We start from the raw sequence: 19,373 nt of genomic DNA on the forward strand, positions 1-19,373 counted from the left end.
ATGGTGCGAAAGGCGGCCGAGAGGCCGCCTTTCTTTTTTCAACACACTTTGGCCGAACTCCGTTGCTTTTTGAGAGCATTTGGAAAACTCTTCGGCAGCGCTTCGGCGCACAATGGACCAACGGGACGAAAATAGATGAAGAAACTTGTCGCGGCAGGCGTTCTCAGTCTGGCAGCGGTAGCAGCCATGGTCGGGCCGATCAGCGCGTCGCCGCTCTCGACACTGGCGACCGGCTTCATGCCGGCAAAAAGCGAAAAAGCGGAGAAGGGCAATGTGATTCTGGCGCAGGCCATGGATCCGCGGGTCGGTCAGCTCGAAGAGCAGATCCGCAGCCTCAACGGCCGGATCGAGGAAATGAGCTACCAGCTGCTGCAGATGCAGGAGCAGATCCGCAAGGCACAGGAAGACAACGAGTATCGCTTCCAGGAAATCGAAAGCGGCAAGGGGGGCACCGGCAAGAGCGGCGCTCTCGACAGGCCGGTGAATGGTGGGACTGCCGACCAGCAGACCGCCTCGAACGGGGTGCCGGCGGATGATACCGCCGGGACCGACACGCTCGGCTCGACGGATGGCGGTGCGCAGCCGCAAGAGCTGGGTTCCATCAAGTTCGACGAGAACGGCAATCCGGTCGGTGCCGAAGCCAATCCGGACCTGAACAATGAGAGTGCTTCGATCGGCAACGGCAATGCGCTTCCAGGCGTCGAGGACGGCCTGCCGCAGGCGTCGGCGGGGTCCTCCAACGCGTCGCTCGACAATCCGGACGACCTCTACCAGGTTGCCTATGGCCATGTGCTGACTGGCGACTACCAACTCGCCGAGCGCGAATTCCGCGACTATCTCGACATCTACCCGAAGGGCGAGAAGGCGGCGGACGCCAATTTCTGGCTGGGCGAAGCGCAGTATTCGCAGGGTAATTTCAACGACGCGGCCAAGACCTTCCTGAATGCGCACCAGACCTTCAGCAAGTCGAAGAAGGCGCCGGAAATGCTCTTGAAGCTCGGTATGTCGCTCGCCGCCCTCGACAACCGCGAAACCGCCTGCGCGACGCTGCGCGAAGTGAGCAAGCGCTATCCGAGCGCATCAAAGGCCGTGAAGAGCAAGGTTTCTTCCGAACAGAGCCGGCTGTCCTGCTGATTGCGGACGCATTGAAGGCCGTGGCCCGCGCGGAAAACCCCGTCGTCGAGGCAACCGGCCGTTTTCTGAAAAGTTTCAAGCGTCCCGCGCGGCTGCTGGTCGCCATTTCCGGCGGCAGCGATTCGACCGGGCTGCTCGTGGCGCTCGCCACGCTCTGCGCGACCGGACGCTATCCCGGCATCACCCTTTCCGCCTGCACCATCGACCACGCCTTGCGCGCCGGATCTGCCGACGAAGCCAAATGGGTCGAAGCGCTTTGTGCCCGCCATGGCATCCCGCACGTCACGCGCCGCTGGGAGGGCGAAAAGCCCGCATCAGGCTTGCAGGCCGCCGCGCGGGCCAAACGGTATGACCTCCTCGTCGATGCAGCGACGGAACTGGGTGCGGATGTCATCCTCGCCGCCCATACCAGCGACGACCAGAACGAGACGGTTGCCATGCGCGCCGAACGTTCGAAGGATGGGATCGGCCTCTCCGGCATGGCGGATGCGGTTCTTCTCAATGGTGCTGTCTGGCTCCTGCGGCCGTTTCTTTCGTTGGACCGTGCCACTGTCAGGGCGTTCCTTGTCGCCCGGGGCGAAACGTGGCTCGACGACCCGAGCAACAGGAACCCGCATTTCGAGCGCGTGCGCATCCGCGAGCGTGGGGCGGCGACAAATCCGATGCGTTCCTTTGAGGACAGGCACCTCCTTTCGGAACGTGCGGCCGCTTTTCTGATCGAAAATATACGGGCGGAGAGTGGATTGTTTGCGGCGAGCCCGGCTGCTGTTGAAGCCCTTCTTATCGATCCGGCAGCATGGCGAGGGCTTCTGCTGCTGGCAGCGGCGGCCGGCGGGCGGGCGCATACGCTCGAAACGGCCTCGGCTGCGCGCCTGCGCGCCTTTCTCGCCAGCGGCAGACTGTCGCGGCTGACGGCCGGCCGCGTGGTCTTCGATCGCCGCCGCGACGGCCTGTTTCTGTATCGCGAGCGCCGGGGAATCGACATGCTTGCCTTGCCGGCGGGAGCGGCGGGGCTCTGGGATGGTCGATATCGTGTCGCCAACCTCACCGGACAGCCGATCGTGGTATCGGCGGCCGGCGATGAAGAGGCGCAGGGCGACACCGTGCTTCGCGGGGCGGCCTTGCGCGCGCGCCACGCCATGCCGCGCCTGAAATTCGAGGACGGCGGGATGGTGCCCGAGGGCGGCGTGTGCGTGGAGCCTTCGATCGCGCCCTATGCCCGTTTCCTGCCCCATTTCGACCTGCCGCTTGCCAGTGCGCTCGCGAGAATTCTTGGGGGCAGGCCGTTTTCGTCTCCGCCTAACGAATGAAGGCGCACCCGGAAGCGTTGTGGTAAAGTGTTTGCGGGCTCAATGTGAAAGAAGGATCCGGATCCTTCCTCGGCGTTGACAATGTTATGAGAAAAGCCCCGGGATCGCGCGCTTTGCCTTGGCAAGGCCGCAAGGCGACCCTATGTTAGGCGATAGAGAAGCGGCCGGGAGACTCCGGCCGGGAAAGTGCCCGGAAAGTTCGATGAATCCCAATTTCCGTAACTTCGCCCTGTGGGCGATAATCGCCCTTCTGCTGATCGCGCTGTTCAGCATGTTCCAGACGAGCCCGGCGCAGACCGGCTCGCGGGAAATCCCCTATTCGCAGTTCCTCAAAGAGGTAGACTCGAGCCGGGTGAAGGAAGTCGTCATCACCGGCGAAAAGATCGTCGGCAGCTATGTCGAGACCGGCGCGACCTTCCAGACCTATGCCCCGGCCGGCGACAACACGCTCGTTCAGCGCCTCGAGGCGAAGAACGTCGTCGTCAGCGCGCGGCCGGAGACGGATGGTTCGTCCGGTTTCCTCAGCTATATCGGCACGTTGCTGCCGATGCTCCTGATCCTCGGTGTCTGGCTGTTCTTCATGCGCCAGATGCAGGGTGGCTCTCGCGGTGCGATGGGTTTTGGCAAGTCCAAGGCCAAGCTGCTCACCGAAGCTCATGGCCGCGTCACCTTTGCTGACGTCGCCGGTGTAGACGAAGCCAAGCAGGATCTCGAAGAAATCGTCGAATTCCTGCGCGATCCGCAGAAATTCCAGCGCCTCGGCGGACGCATTCCGCGCGGCGTGCTGCTTGTCGGTCCGCCCGGTACCGGTAAGACGCTGCTTGCGCGCTCCGTTGCGGGCGAAGCCAATGTGCCGTTCTTCACGATTTCCGGTTCGGACTTCGTCGAAATGTTCGTCGGCGTTGGTGCCAGCCGCGTGCGCGACATGTTCGAGCAGGCCAAGAAGAATGCACCCTGCATCATCTTCATCGACGAAATCGACGCTGTCGGTCGTCATCGCGGCGCCGGCCTCGGCGGCGGCAATGACGAACGCGAGCAGACGCTGAACCAGCTCCTCGTCGAGATGGACGGCTTTGAAGCCAACGAAGGCGTCATCCTGATCGCCGCGACCAACCGTCCGGACGTTCTCGACCCGGCGCTTCTGCGTCCCGGCCGTTTCGACCGCCAGGTCGTCGTGCCGAACCCGGATATCGTCGGCCGTGAGCGCATCCTCAAGGTTCACGTTCGCAACGTACCGCTCGCGCCGAATGTCGACCTGAAGATTCTGGCCCGCGGTACGCCCGGCTTCTCCGGTGCCGACCTCATGAACCTCGTCAACGAATCTGCCCTGATGGCTGCGCGCCGCAACAAGCGCCTCGTCACCATGCAGGAGTTCGAGGACGCCAAGGACAAGATCATGATGGGTGCGGAGCGCCGCTCCTCGGCCATGACCGAGGCGGAAAAGAAGCTCACCGCCTATCACGAGGCCGGCCACGCCATCGTCGCGCTCAAGGTGCCGCTCGCCGATCCGTTGCACAAGGCGACGATCATTCCGCGCGGTCGTGCGCTTGGCATGGTCATGCAGCTTCCCGAGGGCGACCGCTACTCGATGAGCTACAAGTGGATGGTCTCGCGCCTTGCCATCATGATGGGTGGTCGCGTTGCCGAGGAAGTCACCTTCGGCAAGGACAACATCACTTCCGGCGCGTCCTCCGATATCGAGCAGGCGACGAAGCTTGCCCGTGCGATGGTGACCCAGTGGGGCTTCTCCGACCAGCTCGGCCTCGTCTCCTATGGTGAAAACCAGCAGGAAGTCTTCCTCGGTCATTCGGTGTCGCAGCAGAAGAACGTTTCCGAAGCCACCGCGCAGAAGATCGACAACGAAGTCCGCCGCCTGATCGACGAAGCCTATAACGAGGCCAAGCGCATCATTACCGAGAAGCACCACGAGTTCGTGGCGGTCGCCGAAGGCCTGCTCGAATACGAGACGCTGACGGGTGAGGAGATCAAGGCGCTGATCCGCGGCGAAAAGCCGGCGCGTGATCTTGGCGACGACACGCCGCCGCACCGTGGTTCCGCCGTTCCGAAGGCTGGCCACAAGAAGGGTGGCGAGACGGAAGGTGGCCTGGAGCCCCAGCCGCAATAAATATAAGGCAAGCAATGGCAGACGGCCGGGCAAATAGTCCCGGCCGTTTTCTTTTGGTAACGGGCTGTAATCATTTCTGATCTGCGGATGGATGCTATTTCCCGGCTTCTATGGCAAAGAAGCGCGACGTTCACCCGGCGCTTAAGGTTAAGATAGGGTTGCGGAGTTACACTATTCCGACTTCCACCGGCTTGATGTATGACGCCGTGGAGTATGGTGGGCAGAACACCTAGAGGCCGGGTGCAGCGAGACAGCGCCGCCGCGGCTGGCGATTTTCAGGAGTAGACATGAAACGTCGTTATTTTGGTACGGACGGCATCCGGGGACAGTCGAACCTTTTCCCGATGACGCCAGATCTTGCCATGCGCGTTGGTATCGCCGTGGGTACGATCTTCCGTCGTGGCGCGCATCGCCATCGGGTGGTCATCGGCAAGGACACGCGCCTGTCCGGCTATATGCTGGAAAACGCCATGGTCGCGGGTTTTACGGCAGCCGGCATCGATGCCTTCGTGCTCGGCCCGATCCCGACGCCTGCCGTCGCCATGCTGACGCGGTCGTTGCGCGCCGATATTGGCGTGATGATCTCGGCCTCGCACAATCCGTTCTATGACAACGGCATCAAGCTCTTTGGTCCCGATGGCTACAAGCTCTCCGATGATCTGGAAATGGAAATCGAGGATCTGCTCGAGACGGACATGACGGCGCAGCTCGCCAAGTCCGCGGAAATCGGCCGGGCGAAGCGTATCGATGGCGTGCATGACCGCTATATCGAGCATGCCAAGCGCACGCTTCCGCGCGACGTGACGCTGCAGGGCCTGCGCGTCGCGATCGACTGCGCCAATGGCGCCGCCTACCGCGTGGCGCCTGCTGCCCTCTGGGAACTCGGCGCGGACGTCGTGACGATCGGCAATGAGCCGGATGGTCTCAACATCAATCTCGAATGCGGCTCCACCCATCCCGAGGCCCTGCAGCGCAAGGTACACGAGGTGCGGGCCGATATCGGTATCGCACTCGATGGTGATGCCGACCGCGTACAGATCATCGACGAGAACGGCAAGTTCATCGACGGCGACCAGCTGATGGCCGTCATCGCCGAAAGCTGGGCGGCGGACGGCACGTTGCGCGGCAACGGCATTGTCGCGACCGTCATGTCGAATCTCGGCCTCGAGCGCTTCCTGACGGGCAAGGGCCTCAACCTCCAGCGCACGAAGGTCGGCGACCGCTATGTCGTCGAGCACATGCGCCAGAACGACTACAATGTCGGTGGCGAGCAGTCCGGCCACATGGTGCTTTCCGATTTCGGCACGACCGGCGATGGCCTCGTTGCCGCACTCCAGGTGCTGGCCTGCGTGAAGCGCAGCGGCAAGTCGGTCAGCGAAATCTGCAACCGCTTCGAGCCGGTGCCGCAGGTGCTGAAGAACGTTCGCATCAAGACCGGCCAGCCGCTTGAGGATGTTGTCGTGCGGCAGGCAATTGCCGATGCCGAAAGCGAACTTGCCAAGACCGGCCGCCTTCTCATCCGCCCGTCCGGTACCGAGCCGCTGATCCGCGTAATGGCGGAAGGCGACGACCGTGCCCAGGTGGAGCGGATCGTCGATGAACTGGTCAACGTTATCGGCTCGGCGCGCAGCGCTGCCTGAAACTGCCGGTGCCGCATTTTTGAGAAGGCCGGGGCGACGTGCTCCGGCCTTTTTCGTTTGGGCGGCGTATTTGTCTGACCGATTTTTTCCGATGCGTTTTGCGGCGGCCACAACGGAGGATTTCGCGTGCCTTGCGTGAGAAGGCCGGCATAGCGTGACGGAGGCGACCTGTCCGCTCGTCTGTCTTCGTCCTTATCGATAAACGCGGATGCCTTTTGAGCTTCCTTAACGCACCGGAACTACGGTTAAGAAATCGCAAAGTTATTACTTTGTTTACTGGGCTTCCTAAGCTTTCATTTAATGTAAAGATTTACTTTAATCGGCCATTAACCTTTTTTCTTCACTATCCAGGGTGATCGAAGGACTTGGAATCCGGCGCGCCGGGCGGCCAAGCAGAAGCCTATTGGAGCCAGGCCATGAGGAAAGTTTTGAGTGGCGTCGTAGCCGTCCTGCTGACAGGCACGTCGGGTTATGCCGCTGATATCTACCAGCCGGAGGTCATCGAAGCCCCGGTGCAGGAAGCCATTATCGAGACCGGCGGGTGGTACCTGCGCGGCGACATGGGCTGGTCCTACAACAAGATGCGCGGGGCCAAGTACTTCCAGGGCTCGAACAGCAACATGCGCGACTTCGATTCTGCCGACCTGAAGAGCGGTTTCGTCATCGGTGGCGGTGTCGGTTACCAGATCAACGATCACTTCCGCACGGACGTGACGCTCGACTACATGTTCAATTCCAAGTTCAACGGCTCGACCTCCGGCAGCTGCGGCGTGGCGGTGAACTGCACCTCGCGCGACGTTGCTTCCATGACGGCGCTGAGCCTGCTGGCCAACGCCTATGTGGACATCGGCACATACGGCTCCATCACGCCCTATGTCGGTGCCGGTATCGGTGGCACCTATGTGAACTGGAAGGGCCTCAACAACACCTCGTGCGAAGATGGCGATCCGACGAACTGCGACCCGACCTTCAACCACCGCGGCAAGAAGAACTGGCGCTTCACCTACGCGCTCATGGCCGGTGCTTCGATCGACGTGACCTGCAACGTGAAGGCCGACCTGGGCTACCGCTTCCGCCATGTCACGAAGGGCGGCATGTTCGGCTACAATGCCGGCGGCGGCCCCGGCTACGACAAGGGCTTCTACAGCCACGAAGCGCGCGCCGGTCTGCGCTACTCCTTCAACGGCTGCGACCAGCAGGCTTACATCCCGCCGGTAGAAATCCCGGTCGAGCAGCCGGTCTACAAATAATCCGTCCTGCCTGATCCATGTTCAAGGCCGCCCAAAAGGGCGGCCTTTTTCGTTCCAGGCTTAAAGAACCGCATGCTTAACGGTTCCTTCACTCCTTAAGAAGTATGGTTAATCAACGGTGTAGGGCGGCAGCAATTCCTTGCAGGCAGCCTGTACCGATTGCGCAACCGCCTGGCGACGCCGGCTTCGAGGGAACGAGAACATGTTTCGTCGCATCGCACCTATTGGTATCGCCATTTTGGCTGGCCTCGTCGCAACCAGTGCGGTTGCGAGCGACCTCGACATCATCAATGCGCCGGAGATTGACGTGTCCGGGGGCGGGGTGGCCGAGGGCTGGTACATTCGCGGCGATCTTGGCTATTCCGGCTGGATCAAGAGCGGCAAGCCCGACTATACGGTCTACGCGCCGGGGGGCTCGGTCTTCTCGCAGGAGACCTTCGACAGTTCGCGCTTTTCCAAGTCGCTGTCCTACGGCGTTGGCATGGGCTACCAGTTCAACAGCATGCTGCGCGCCGACCTGACGACGGATTTCTTCAACGGCAACCTCAGCGGTGATTCGAACATAGACCTGCCGTGCAGCGACGCTGAACCGTCCGGCACGAGCTGCGGCTTCAGTCACAAGGCGGACTACAGCGCGATCAACGTCATGGCTAACGGCTATGTGGATCTCGGGACGTTTGCCGGCTTCACGCCCTATGTCGGCGCCGGCGCCGGCGTGACCCATGTGAGCTGGGACGACTTGAGGAGCAAACCCTACTGCGTGGATGGCTCGTCGGCCTGCTCGGGCGCTACCTACCTGAGCGGCAAGCTGACGGGCGAAGACAGCTGGCGCTTCACCTATGCGCTGATGGCGGGTGCTGCGGTGGACCTGACCGAGCGCATCAAGCTCGATCTCGGCTATCGCTTCTCCGACACGGCGGGCGGAAAGATGTTCCGCTACGGTCCGACCGAGCAGGGCTGGGGCGCGAGCGGCACCAAGGGTCGCGACGATGGCTTCCAGAAACACGAATTCCGCGCCGGTATCCGCATCAATACCTGGTGAGGCGCATTCTCGGGTTTTTCCACGGCGCGTCGGGCAACCGGCGCGCCGTTTCCGTTGCGCCGGATTATTTTTCATTCGCGACATAATGCGCTTGACGGAAGAGGGGCTCTTCAATATTTACGGCGGCGGGACACCCTTCCCCAACGAAGGGCTTTCTATCTGGAAGGATAGCCATCATGACGAAAGCCGTCACCGCACCGGACCTGCGTCCGAATAATACCCATTTTTCTTCTGGCCCTTGCTCGAAGCGCCCCAACTGGTCGCTCGAAGCGCTTTCCGATGCTCCGCTCGGTCGTTCGCACCGTGCCAAGATCGGCAAGACCAAGCTCAAGCAGGCCATTGATCTCACCCGTGAAGTGCTCGAAGTCCCTGCGGACTACCGCATCGGCATCGTGCCGGCCTCCGACACCGGCGCCGTCGAAATGGCGCTCTGGTCGCTGCTCGGCCCGCGCGGCGTCGACATGGTCGCCTGGGAAAGCTTTGGTTCGGGCTGGGTTTCCGATGTCGTCAAGGAGCTGAAGCTCCCCGACACACGCAAGATCACGGCCGATTACGGCCTGTTGCCCGACCTTTCCACGATCGATTTCGACCGTGACGTGGTCTTCACCTGGAACGGCACGACGTCTGGCGTGCGCGTCGCCAATGCCGACTTCATTCCGGCCGACCGCAAGGGCCTGACGATCTGCGACGCGACCTCGGCCGCGTTTGCCCAAAATCTCGATTTCGCCAAGCTCGATGTCGTGACCTTCTCCTGGCAGAAGGTTCTGGGCGGTGAGGGCGCACATGGCGTCATCATCCTGTCGCCGCGCGCCGTCGAGCGCCTCGAAAGCTACACGCCTTCCTGGCCGATGCCGAAAATCTTCCGCATGACCAAGGGCGGCAAGATCATCGAAGGCATCTTCCAGGGTGAGACGATCAACACGCCCTCCATGCTCTGCGTCGAGGATTATATCGACGCGCTGCTCTGGGCCAAGCAGGTCGGCGGCCTGACGGGCCTGATGGCCCGCGCCGATGCCAATGCCAAGGTCATCTTCAATTTCGTCGAGAACAACGACTGGATCGCCAACCTGGCGAAGGAGCCGGCGACGCGCTCCAACACCTCGGTCTGCCTGACCATCGCCGACAAGGACGTGGCAGCGCTCGACGCCGACGCACAGGCCGCCTTTGCCAAGGGCCTCGTCGCCTTGCTCGAAAAGCAGGGTGTTGCCTTTGATATCGGCGCTTACCGCGACGCCCCTTCGGGCCTGCGCATCTGGGCAGGCGCTACCATCGACACCGCCGATCTCGAGGCGCTGATGCCGTGGCTGACCTGGGCTTTCGAGACCCAGAAGGCGACGCTTGCCAAGGCTGCGGCCTGATTTTTTCGCGACCGGCTTCGTCCCCTGGGCGAAGCCACCTTTGATCTCATCTCCCTAGACTCAATTGAAGGAGGCCTCTCATGGCACCTCGCGTACTCGTATCCGACGAACTGTCGGAAACCGCCGTCCAGATTTTCCGTGATCGCGGCGTCGATGTGGATTTCCAGCCGCAGCTCGGCAAGGACAAGGACAAGCTTGCCGAAATCATCGGCAACTATGATGGCCTTGCTATCCGCTCCGCCACCAAGGCGACGGAAAAGCTGATCGCGGCAGCGACCAACCTCAAGGTCATCGGCCGCGCCGGCATCGGCGTCGACAATGTCGATATCCCGGCTGCCTCGCGCCGCGGTATCATCGTCATGAACACGCCGTTCGGCAATTCGATCACCACGGCGGAACACGCCATCGCGCTGATGTTTGCCGTCGCCCGCCAGCTTCCCGCCGCCGACACCTCCACGCAGGCTGGCAAGTGGGAGAAGTCGAAGTTCATGGGCGTCGAGATCACCGGCAAGACGCTTGGCGTCATCGGCGCCGGCAATATCGGCTCCATCGTCTGCTCGCGCGCCATCGGCCTCAAGATGCACGTCGTCGCCTATGACCCGTTCCTCTCCAAGGAGCGCGCGGAGGAGATGGGCGTGAAGAAGGTCGAGCTTAACGAGCTCTTCGCCGAAGCCGACTTCATCACCATGCATGTGCCGCTGACGGACAAGACCCGCAACATCATCGACGCGGCGGCGATCGCCAAGATGAAGGACGGCGTGCGCATCGTGAACTGCGCCCGCGGCGGCCTCGTCGTCGAGGCCGACCTCGCCGAAGCGCTGAAGTCCGGCAAGGTTGCCGGCGCCGGCTTCGACGTGTTCGAGGTCGAGCCCGCCAAGGAAAGCCCGCTCTTCGGCCTGCCGAACGTCGTCTGCACGCCGCATCTCGGCGCCTCGACCACCGAAGCGCAGGAAAATGTTGCCCTCCAGGTCGCCGAGCAGATGTCGGATTATCTGGTGCGCGGCGCTGTCTCGAACGCCATCAACATGCCGTCGATCACCGCTGAAGAAGCCCCGATCCTCAAGCCGTTCATCCGGCTTGCCGACGTGCTCGGCGCCTTCGTCGGCCAGGTCACGGAAAGCGCCATCAAGGAAATCGAGATCCTCTACGACGGCGCGACTGCTGCGATGAACACCAAGGCGCTGACGAGTGCTGCGCTCGCCGGCCTCATCCGCTCGCAGGTTTCCGACGTCAACATGGTTTCGGCGCCGGTCATGATCAAGGAGAAGGGCGTCATCCTCTCCGAGGTCAAGCGTGACAAGTCGGGCGTTTTCGATGGCTACATCCGCCTGACGGTGACCACCGCCAACCAGACCCGTTCGATCGCCGGCACCGTCTTCTCTGACGGCAAGCCGCGCTTCATCCAGATCAAGGGCATCAACCTCGACGCCGATGTCGGCAACCACATGGTCTACATCACCAATACCGACGTTCCCGGCATGATCGGCTTCATCGGCACGACGCTGGGCGAGGCGGGCGTCAACATCGCCAACTTCCAGCTCGGCCGCGACAAGCAGGGCGGTGATGCGATCGCGCTGCTCTATGTCGATGCCGCTGTCTCGGAAGACGTGTTGAACAAGCTGCGCGCCAATGCGGCGATCCGCCAGATCAGGCCGCTCGTCTTCAACGTCGACTGATCTCGTCCTCCCATGCCCTCACGAAAAATGCCCGCCGGATTATCCGGCGGGCCTTTTTCGTGAGGGCATGGGTCTCTTTGCGATCAGGCGGCGCGCCGCATGTGGCTGCGGCCGGTGTCGGCAAGCTGGAAGTGGGCGATCCGCCCGGCAAGCTGGCCACTTTCCTCGGCGAGCGTCTGGCTGGCGGCTGACGTCTGCTCCACCATGGCGGCGTTCTGCTGGGTCATCTGGTCCATCTGGTTGACGGCAGTGTTGATTTCCCGCAGGCCAACCGACTGCTCCTGCGCGGCGGTGGCGATCGCCACGATGCGGTCGTTGATCTCGTTGACGCGGCGCTCGATGTCGGCAAGCGAGGCGCCGGTTTCTTCCACCAGCGACACACCGGCGGAGACTTCCGTCGACGATGCGTTGATGAGCGTCTTGATCTCCTTGGCGGCATTGGCCGAGCGCTGCGCCAGTTCGCGCACTTCCTGCGCCACGACGGCAAAACCCTTGCCGGCATCGCCGGCACGCGCCGCTTCCACGCCGGCATTCAGCGCGAGCAGGTTGGTCTGGAAGGCGATGTCGTCGATCACACCGATGATCTCGCCGATCCTGGAGGAGGAGTTTTCGATGCGGCCCATCGCATCGATGGCGTTGCGCACGACGTCGCTCGACCGGGCGGCGCCGGTACGGGCATCGGAGACCATACGCTTGGCTTCCTCGGCGCGGCTCGTCGAGTTCTGCACGGCGGCGGTAATTTCGTCGAGGGCGGCGGCGGTCTCCTCAAGCGAGGCAGCCTGCTGCTCGGTGCGCTGCGAGAGGTCGTTGGCGGCACGGCTGATCTCGCCGGCGCTGCCGTTGACGATGGCCGTCGATTCGGCGATCGCGGCGATGGTGGACTTCAGCGCATCGACAGCGCCGTTGAAGTCGCGACGCAGCTTCTCGTATTCAGGCCCAAGTTCCGGCACGGAGACGGTCAGATCGCCTTGGGCAAGGCGTTCCAGCGCGGAGCCGATCGTTTCGACGACGCGCGACTGGCTGCGGGCGACGGTGGCCTGACGCTGCTCGTTGGCGCTGCGTTCACCGTCAATGACTTCCTGCTGCTCACGTTGGCGAATTTCCAGCGCGTTGCGCTCGATGACGGAATTGCGCAGCAGGACCAGCGCGTCCGCCATGCTGCCGATCTCGTCCTTGCGGTCGGTATCCGGCACGTTGGACTGGGTGCGGTTGTTCGCGACTTCGAGCATGACGTCCTTGAGACGGTTGATCGGGAGGCTGATCGAGCGGCCGATGGCGAGTGCCGCGGCAAGCGTTGCGAGGCCAGCAAGCAGCGTGATGACGATCGTCGTCGTCATGGACGTATAGTATTTCGCGGCGAGGTCGTCGGCATAGACGCCGGTGCCGATGCCCCAGTTCCAGGGCTGGAAGCCCTGGATATAGGAGAACTTTTCGACGGGCTCGCTGTGGCCCGGCTTGTCCCAGTAGTAGTCGACGAAACCGCTGCCGGGGTTCTGTGCGATCTGGATGAGCTCGATGTTGAACGCCTTGCCGTTGGTATCCTTCAGGCCTCGCACGTCCGTGCCGATCAGCTTCGGATTGAGCGGATGCGCGATCATCATGCCGTCGAGGCCATTGATGAAGAAATAGCCGTCTTCGCCGAAGCGCATGGCCATCACGGCGGTGATCGCCCGTGCCTTCGCGTCGTCAACGGTCAGCGTGCCGTCATTTGCAAGCTTTTCGTAAGAGGCGATAACGGAGATTGCCGTTTGCGTGACGTTGCGCAGCATGAGGCGCCGCTCGTCGTTCACCTCACCGTTGGCGTGTTGTGTCTTGTAGACCATGGCTGCGGCCATGAAAAACAAAGCCATGGCGGTGAGGAGGTAGATGCGGGCAGAAATGCGAATGTTTTTCACTGCTTAAACCTGACGAGAAATAATATTGCGCGTACTGCAATAGTAAAAAATCTAATCAAGTTTTAAGCACCTCCCCCATTTTTAGGGGCGAGGCCGCAGGAAATATGGGTTCTTGCAGGTGGGTTCTTGTATTTGTCAGATATTATTTTTTTTCGGCCGTCCCCATTCGGCAATCGCGATGCCGCCGAGCACGAGGAGCATGGCGACGACGTGGAAGGGGTGCATTGTCTCGCCGATCAACAGGACGGACAGAATGGTACCGAAGACCGGGATGGCATTGATGAACAGGCCAGCCCGGTTGGCGCCGATCATTTCTACGCCGCGTACATAGAGCACCTGCGAGAGCAGAGAGGGGAAGATGCCGGCGTAGAGCACGACGGCCCAACCGGTCGTATCCGGAAAGATAGCGGCGCCGCGCGACAGTTCCCAGAAGAACAGCGGGATGGCGCTGAGCAGCGCGCCGAAGGCGGGCGCGGCGATGAAACTCTGCCAGTGCATCTCCGGCTTCCAGCGCAGCGACACGGTATAGCCGGCATAGACGACACAGGCGCAAAGCATCAGCGCGTCGCCGAAGTTGAACTCAAGTTCCGCCAGTGCCGAGAATTCGCCATGAGCGGCTGTTACAAGAACGCCGACAAGCGTGACGCTGAAGCCGACGATCTGGGCGAACGACGCCTGGATTCGAAAGAGAATGAAGTTGAAGACGAAGATCAGCATCGGAATGCCGGCCTGCTCGATGACGGCGTTGATGGCGCTCGTATGGCCGAGCGCAGTATAGAGCAGGGCATTGAAGGCGGTGAAGCCGAAGACGCCGTAGAGCAGCAGTTGGAGCCAGTGCTTGCGGATGACCGGCCAGTCGCGTTTCACTTGCGGTAGCATGAAGATCAGGATGATCGTGAGCGCGACGATCCAGCGGAACGTCGTCAGCACCATCGGGCTGACATGGCCGACGGCAAGTTTGCCCGCAACCGAGTTCGCGCCCCAGAAAAGCGCGGTGATGCAAAGGTAGAAATAGGCTCTGCTGTTCAAGGTGGGATGTGTCCGGATGAAGAACGGGTACGCGGGGTGCGTCGGCGGGTGCCTCAGATAAGGGGAAAAACCGCGGAATGTCATGCAAAAAGCGGATGACGGCCGTCATAACAGGGTCGCATTCCCAAAGACAACACAGTATAGATGCGCGGGTTTGTGTCAGGCGGGCGGGTTTCCGCGCGCAAGAATGGGAAAGATTAAATGACGAACGTCGTGGTGATCGGATCGCAATGGGGTGACGAAGGCAAGGGCAAAATTGTCGACTGGCTTTCTGAACGCGCGGATATTGTCGTGCGCTTCCAGGGTGGTCACAATGCCGGCCATACGCTCGTCATCGACGGCACGAGCTACAAGCTCTCGCTGCTGCCCTCCGGCGTCGTCCGTCCGGGCAAGATGGCGGTCATCGGTAATGGCGTGGTGGTGGATCCGCACGCGCTGATCGCTGAAATCGACAAGCTCGGCAAGCAGGGCGTGACGATCACGCCGGAAAACCTGCGCATTGCCGACAATGCGACCCTTATCCTCTCGCTGCACCGCGAACTGGACGGCATCCGCGAGGACGCCGCCTCCAACTCCAATTCCGGCGTCAAGATCGGCACGACCCGCCGCGGCATCGGCCCGGCTTACGAAGACAAGGTCGGTCGTCGCGCCATCCGCATCATGGATCTTGCAGACCTCGAAACCCTGCCGGGCAAGGTCGAGCGCCTGCTGACGCACCACAATGCGTTGCGCCGCGGCCTTGGCGAAAATGAAGTCACGCTTGAGACGATCATGCTGGAACTGACCTCGGTTGCCGATCGTGTGCTGCCGTTCCGCGAGACGATCTGGCTGATGCTCGACAAGGAGCGCCGCCGTGGTGCGCGCATCCTGTTCGAAGGCGCGCAGGGCTCGCTGCTCGATATCGACCATGGCACCTATCCCTTCGTCACCTCGTCTAACACGGTCGCCGGCCAGGCTGCCGCCGGTTCGGGCATGGGCCCGGGTTCGCTCGGCTATATCCTCGGCATCACCAAGGCCTACACGACGCGCGTCGGCGAAGGCCCGTTCCCGACGGAGCTGCATGACGAGATCGGCCAGTTCCTTGGCGAGAAGGGCCATGAATTCGGCACGGTCACCGGCCGTAAGCGCCGCTGCGGCTGGTTTGACGCAGCCTTGGTGCGCCAGTCGGTTGCGACCAACGGCATTACCGGCATCGCACTGACGAAGCTCGATGTGCTCGATGGCCTTGATGAGCTGAAGATCTGCGTCGGTTACAAGCTCGACGGCAAGGAAATCGATCACCTGCCGGCAAGCCAGGGCCAGCAGGCCCGCGTCGAGCCGATCTACATCACGCTCGAAGGCTGGAAGGGCTCGACGGTCGGCGCGCGCAGCTGGGCGGATCTGCCGGCCCAGGCCATCAAATATGTCCGTCAGGTCGAAGAGCTGATCGGCGCGCCGGTCGCCCTGCTGTCGACCAGTCCGGAGCGGGATGACACCATACTTGTGACGGACCCGTTTGAGGACTAATCTCAAGCTCAACACCAGTTCCGTGTCGTATTCCAATGGGATAGTGCATGGACACGACGGAAAGTTCTGATGGCGGATTTTGTAGCAGTCATTCGAAGGGCCGTTGATGGCCTCTCGGACAACAATGCCGAGATGCGGCAGAAGGTTTACGAGAAGGCCCGCGGCGCCGTCCGCAGGCAGCTCGAATCCATGAACCCGCGCCCTTCTGATGACCTCGTGAAGCGTCAGCTCGACAAGCTCGAAGCGGCGATCGGCGACGTCGAGGAGGAGCACGTCGAGGCACTTCCCGTCGAAGAGCCCGCGCCCGAACCCGTCGAGGATCTCGCACCCGAGCCTATCGAAGAGGCCGTGCAGCCGGAGCCGGTGGTCGAAGAGACCACCGCCGCCGCTGAGCCGGAAGCCGAGGTTGCCGAAGTCGAGCCAGAGGCCGAGCCTGCCGAAGCTGAACGGGAGGCCGAGCCTGCCGAAGCCGAGCCGGAACAGCACGCCGAGCCCGTTGAGCAACCCGTCGCCGAGCCGGTGGAATCCCAAGAGGATGCTCCGGCCGAACAGGCGGTTGAAGACGAGCCCGTTGCCGAGGCGCCGGTTGAGGAAACGCCAGCTGTCGAAGCCGATGTCGAGCCCGAGCCGCGCGAGCCTGTGGTTGAAGAGGCGATAGCGGACGAGCCGCAGCCGGTGGCTGCAGAGGCGCATGTCGAGCCGTCCTGGCAGGTCGAGGCCGCTCCGTCTGACGACTATGTGCCCTCCTGGCAGGAGCCGGAGACCGCGACTGAAACCACGGTGGAAGAGCCTCAGTCCGTTGCTGCCGTCGAACCGGAAGCGCAGGTCTATCCGGTTCACGATGAACAGGCGCCGGATGCCGAGCCGGTCGCGGATGCCCGTATGCCGTCGGCAGAGGCGCAGTGGAATTGGAATGAGGCGACCCCCGTCGTCGAGACGGCGGACAACCGTGCGCAGCCGGCAGAAACCGCAAACGATCCGCTTGCCTGGGACTGGCCGGACGAGAAGGCGGGACAGTCGGCGGATACGCCAGAGAAGGCTGCTCCGGTGCGGGACTGGGGCGACCTCGATGAGCTGCTCGGCCACAACGCGCCGAAGGCCGGTGCGGCTGTTGCGGGCGCTGCCGCCATGGCAGAAGCCGGGCTCTCCGATGCCGTTGCCTCGCCCACGCCTGCCGTCGAAACGGCACGTACGCCGCAGCGCTCATTCCGGGCCGAGCCGCGCAAGTCGCGCATCAATTTTGCAGCCCTTGCGGCGCTGGTCGCGCTCATCGCAGTCATTGGCGGCGCGGGTGCGGGTTATTGGTTCAACCGCGACATGGTGAATGGCTGGGTCAACGAGCGCATTGCGTCGTTCACGACCCCGTCGACCGAGAAGCCTGCGGAAACAGCGCAGACGAACCAGACCGCAGAAGGCGGTCGTAACCTGCCGGCCGACACCACGCCGGCGGAAACGGCCCAGACTCCGACGGACGATGCGGCCGGTACTACGCCCACGACCACGACGACGGAGGTTGCCTCGACGTCGCAGAACAGCAGCGGCAAGTTCACGCAGCGCCTGTTGACCGACGGTTCTGAAGTCGATCAGGGTCCGGCGCCGGCACTTGACGGCGCAACGCCGGAAGAAGGCAAGTCGGTTGCCGCCCAGTCGACGGAAACGGCGGATGCTGCCCAGGCCGGTGCGGCTACCAGCGACGATGCTGCGACCACTGGCGACGCGGCTACCACCACTGGCACGGACGGCACGACGCAGACCCCGGCCGGAACGGGCACTGCCACGACCACGGACACCCAGACGCCCGCCACGACCGGCGAACAGCCTGCCGCCATCGGCGTCACACAAAAGATGTTCCTCTATGAGGAACGCCTGGGCCAGACCGCGCCGACGGCGATCGAAGGCACGGTTGCCTGGTCGGTCGCCGAAGAATCGCCGGGTGGCGATGCCAAGGCCGAGCCGGTGGTGCGCGCGCAGGTCAATGTGCCCTCCAAGGGCCTGACCGCGCTGATCACCTTCCGCCGCAATGGCGACCGCTCGTTGCCGGCAAGTCATCTGGTGGAGCTCGTCTTTTCGCTGCCGGAGAACTTTGAAGGTGGCGGCATCGAGAGCGTGCAGCGCGTGGCGATGAAGCGGACCGAGCAGGACCGCGGCGATGCGCTGATCGCGGTGCCGGCGAAGATCACCGACGACTTCCACATGATCGCGCTCAACGATTTCCCGGAAGCGATTGCCAAGAACACCGAGCTTCTGCGCACCCGCAACTGGATCGACATTCCGATCACCTACCGCAACGGCCGCCGCGCGCTGATGACGCTCGACAAGGGGGCCGCCGGTGCGGAAGCCTTCGACACGGTGATGAAGGCGTGGGCGACAGCCGGCGCCGCCAGCCCGTAAGGTTGTTGCATACGACCAAAAGAAAAGGCCCGGCAAGCGATGCCGGGCCTTTTTGTTTCTGGAGTGTCGTACGGATCAGGCGTCTTCGATGACGCGGACCGCGCGGGCCTGTTCGGCCGCGTATTTCTGCACGGCCTCCTGCACCTTCTCGAAAGCGCGCACCTCGATCTGGCGCACGCGCTCGCGGCTGATGTCGAACTCGGTGGAGAGTTCTTCCAGCGTCACCGGATCTTCGGCGAGGCGACGGGCCTCGAAGATGCGGCGTTCGCGGTCGTTCAAGACGTCCATCGCGCGGGCCAGCATGGCGCGGCGCGTGTCCAGTTCGTCCTGCTCGATCAGCGTCTGTTCCTGGCTGTCGTGATTGTCGACAAGCCAATCCTGCCACTGGCCGGATTCGCCTTCACCGGTTTTGATCGGCGCGTTGAGCGAGGCGTCGCCGGTGAGGCGGCGGTTCATCGAGACGACTTCGTCTTCCGAAACCTTGAGCTTGGTCGCGATTTCCTTGACCTGGTCCGGACGAAGGTCGCCGTCGTCGATCGCCTGGATCTTGTTCTTCATGCGGCGCAGGTTGAAGAACAGGCGCTTCTGATTGGCGGTCGTGCCCATCTTCACCAGCGACCACGAGCGCAGGATGTACTCCTGGATCGAGGCCTTGATCCACCACATGGCATAGGTCGCAAGGCGGAAGCCGCGTTCCGGGTCGAACTTCTTGACGGCCTGCATCAGGCCGACATTGCCCTCGGACACGACTTCGCCGATCGGCAGGCCGTAGCCGCGATAGCCCATGGCGATCTTGGCCACGAGGCGCAGATGGCTCGTGACGAGTTCATGCGCGGCGCTACGATCGCCGTGCTCCTGATAACGCTTGGCGAGCATGTATTCCTGCTGCGGCTCAAGCATTGGAAACTTGCGGATTTCATCGAGATAGCGGTTGAGACCACCTTCTCCGGCCGTAATCGACGGCAGCGTATTGCGGGCCATTCAGCACCCCTTTCGTGACACGGCTTCCATTCGGCA

13 protein-coding genes are annotated in these 19,373 nt (G+C 62.5%); 10 read left to right on the top strand and 3 right to left on the bottom strand.

Going from position 1 to position 19,373, the window contains the following annotated elements; all coding sequences use genetic code 11:
- Positions 1 to 135 precede the first annotated feature (135 nt).
- The 8 genes from ybgF (at position 136) to serA (ending at position 11,535) form a co-directional block, all read left to right on the top strand.
- Positions 136 to 1,134, top strand: a complete 999-nt coding sequence (ybgF, locus tag ACT6VE_RS14400) for a tol-pal system protein YbgF (RefSeq protein WP_444799256.1) — start codon at positions 136 to 138, stop codon at positions 1,132 to 1,134.
- 20 nt (positions 1,135 to 1,154) lie between these two features.
- Entirely contained in the window at positions 1,155 to 2,444 is a 1,290-nt protein-coding gene (tilS, locus tag ACT6VE_RS14405) for a tRNA lysidine(34) synthetase TilS (RefSeq protein ID WP_444799257.1), read from the top strand.
- Between the two features lie 202 nt (positions 2,445 to 2,646).
- Positions 2,647 to 4,569 (top strand): ATP-dependent zinc metalloprotease FtsH, encoded by a 1,923-nt coding sequence (gene ftsH / locus ACT6VE_RS14410; RefSeq protein ID WP_444799258.1) that lies wholly within the window; start codon positions 2,647 to 2,649, stop codon positions 4,567 to 4,569.
- A gap of 287 nt (positions 4,570 to 4,856) precedes the next feature.
- Positions 4,857 to 6,209, top strand: a complete 1,353-nt coding sequence (gene glmM / locus ACT6VE_RS14415; RefSeq protein WP_444799259.1) for a phosphoglucosamine mutase — start codon at positions 4,857 to 4,859, stop codon at positions 6,207 to 6,209.
- A gap of 416 nt (positions 6,210 to 6,625) precedes the next feature.
- Positions 6,626 to 7,459, top strand: a complete 834-nt coding sequence (locus ACT6VE_RS14420; RefSeq protein WP_444799260.1) for an outer membrane protein — start codon at positions 6,626 to 6,628, stop codon at positions 7,457 to 7,459.
- 202 nt (positions 7,460 to 7,661) lie between these two features.
- A complete protein-coding gene (locus tag ACT6VE_RS14425; protein ID WP_444799261.1) occupies positions 7,662 to 8,501 on the top strand; it encodes an outer membrane protein in 840 nt (279 codons plus the stop codon).
- A 176-nt stretch (positions 8,502 to 8,677) separates the two neighbouring features.
- Positions 8,678 to 9,859, top strand: coding sequence for a phosphoserine transaminase (locus tag ACT6VE_RS14430; RefSeq protein WP_444799262.1), 1,182 nt, complete (start codon positions 8,678 to 8,680; stop codon positions 9,857 to 9,859).
- An 80-nt stretch (positions 9,860 to 9,939) separates the two neighbouring features.
- The gene (gene serA / locus ACT6VE_RS14435) at positions 9,940 to 11,535 is read left to right on the top strand and encodes a phosphoglycerate dehydrogenase (protein WP_444799263.1); all 1,596 of its coding nucleotides are present in this window, start codon (positions 9,940 to 9,942) and stop codon (positions 11,533 to 11,535) included.
- An 83-nt stretch (positions 11,536 to 11,618) separates the two neighbouring features.
- Here serA and ACT6VE_RS14440 read toward each other — a convergent pair whose 3' ends face one another.
- Together ACT6VE_RS14440 and ACT6VE_RS14445 are read right to left on the bottom strand one after the other, a co-directional pair.
- The gene (locus ACT6VE_RS14440) at positions 11,619 to 13,430 is read right to left on the bottom strand and encodes a methyl-accepting chemotaxis protein (RefSeq protein WP_444799264.1); all 1,812 of its coding nucleotides are present in this window, start codon (positions 13,428 to 13,430) and stop codon (positions 11,619 to 11,621) included.
- 135 nt (positions 13,431 to 13,565) lie between these two features.
- Positions 13,566 to 14,459: a DMT family transporter gene (locus tag ACT6VE_RS14445; RefSeq protein ID WP_444799265.1), complete on the bottom strand. Its 894-nt coding sequence runs from the start codon at positions 14,457 to 14,459 to the stop codon at positions 13,566 to 13,568.
- Between the two features lie 201 nt (positions 14,460 to 14,660).
- Between ACT6VE_RS14445 and ACT6VE_RS14450 the strand changes: the two genes are divergently transcribed.
- Both ACT6VE_RS14450 and ACT6VE_RS14455 read left to right on the top strand, forming a co-directional pair.
- Positions 14,661 to 15,965: an adenylosuccinate synthase gene (locus ACT6VE_RS14450; RefSeq protein WP_444799266.1), complete on the top strand. Its 1,305-nt coding sequence runs from the start codon at positions 14,661 to 14,663 to the stop codon at positions 15,963 to 15,965.
- Positions 15,966 to 16,034: 69 nt separating this feature from the next.
- Entirely contained in the window at positions 16,035 to 18,356 is a 2,322-nt protein-coding gene (locus ACT6VE_RS14455) for a hypothetical protein (RefSeq protein ID WP_444799267.1), read from the top strand.
- Between the two features lie 75 nt (positions 18,357 to 18,431).
- Here ACT6VE_RS14455 and rpoH read toward each other — a convergent pair whose 3' ends face one another.
- Entirely contained in the window at positions 18,432 to 19,337 is a 906-nt protein-coding gene (gene rpoH / locus ACT6VE_RS14460; protein ID WP_444799268.1) for an RNA polymerase sigma factor RpoH, read from the bottom strand.
- Positions 19,338 to 19,373 lie beyond the last annotated feature (36 nt).

The sequence above is a fragment of the Shinella sp. genome, assembly GCF_052438155.1.
Lineage (GTDB): Bacteria > Pseudomonadota > Alphaproteobacteria > Rhizobiales > Rhizobiaceae > Shinella.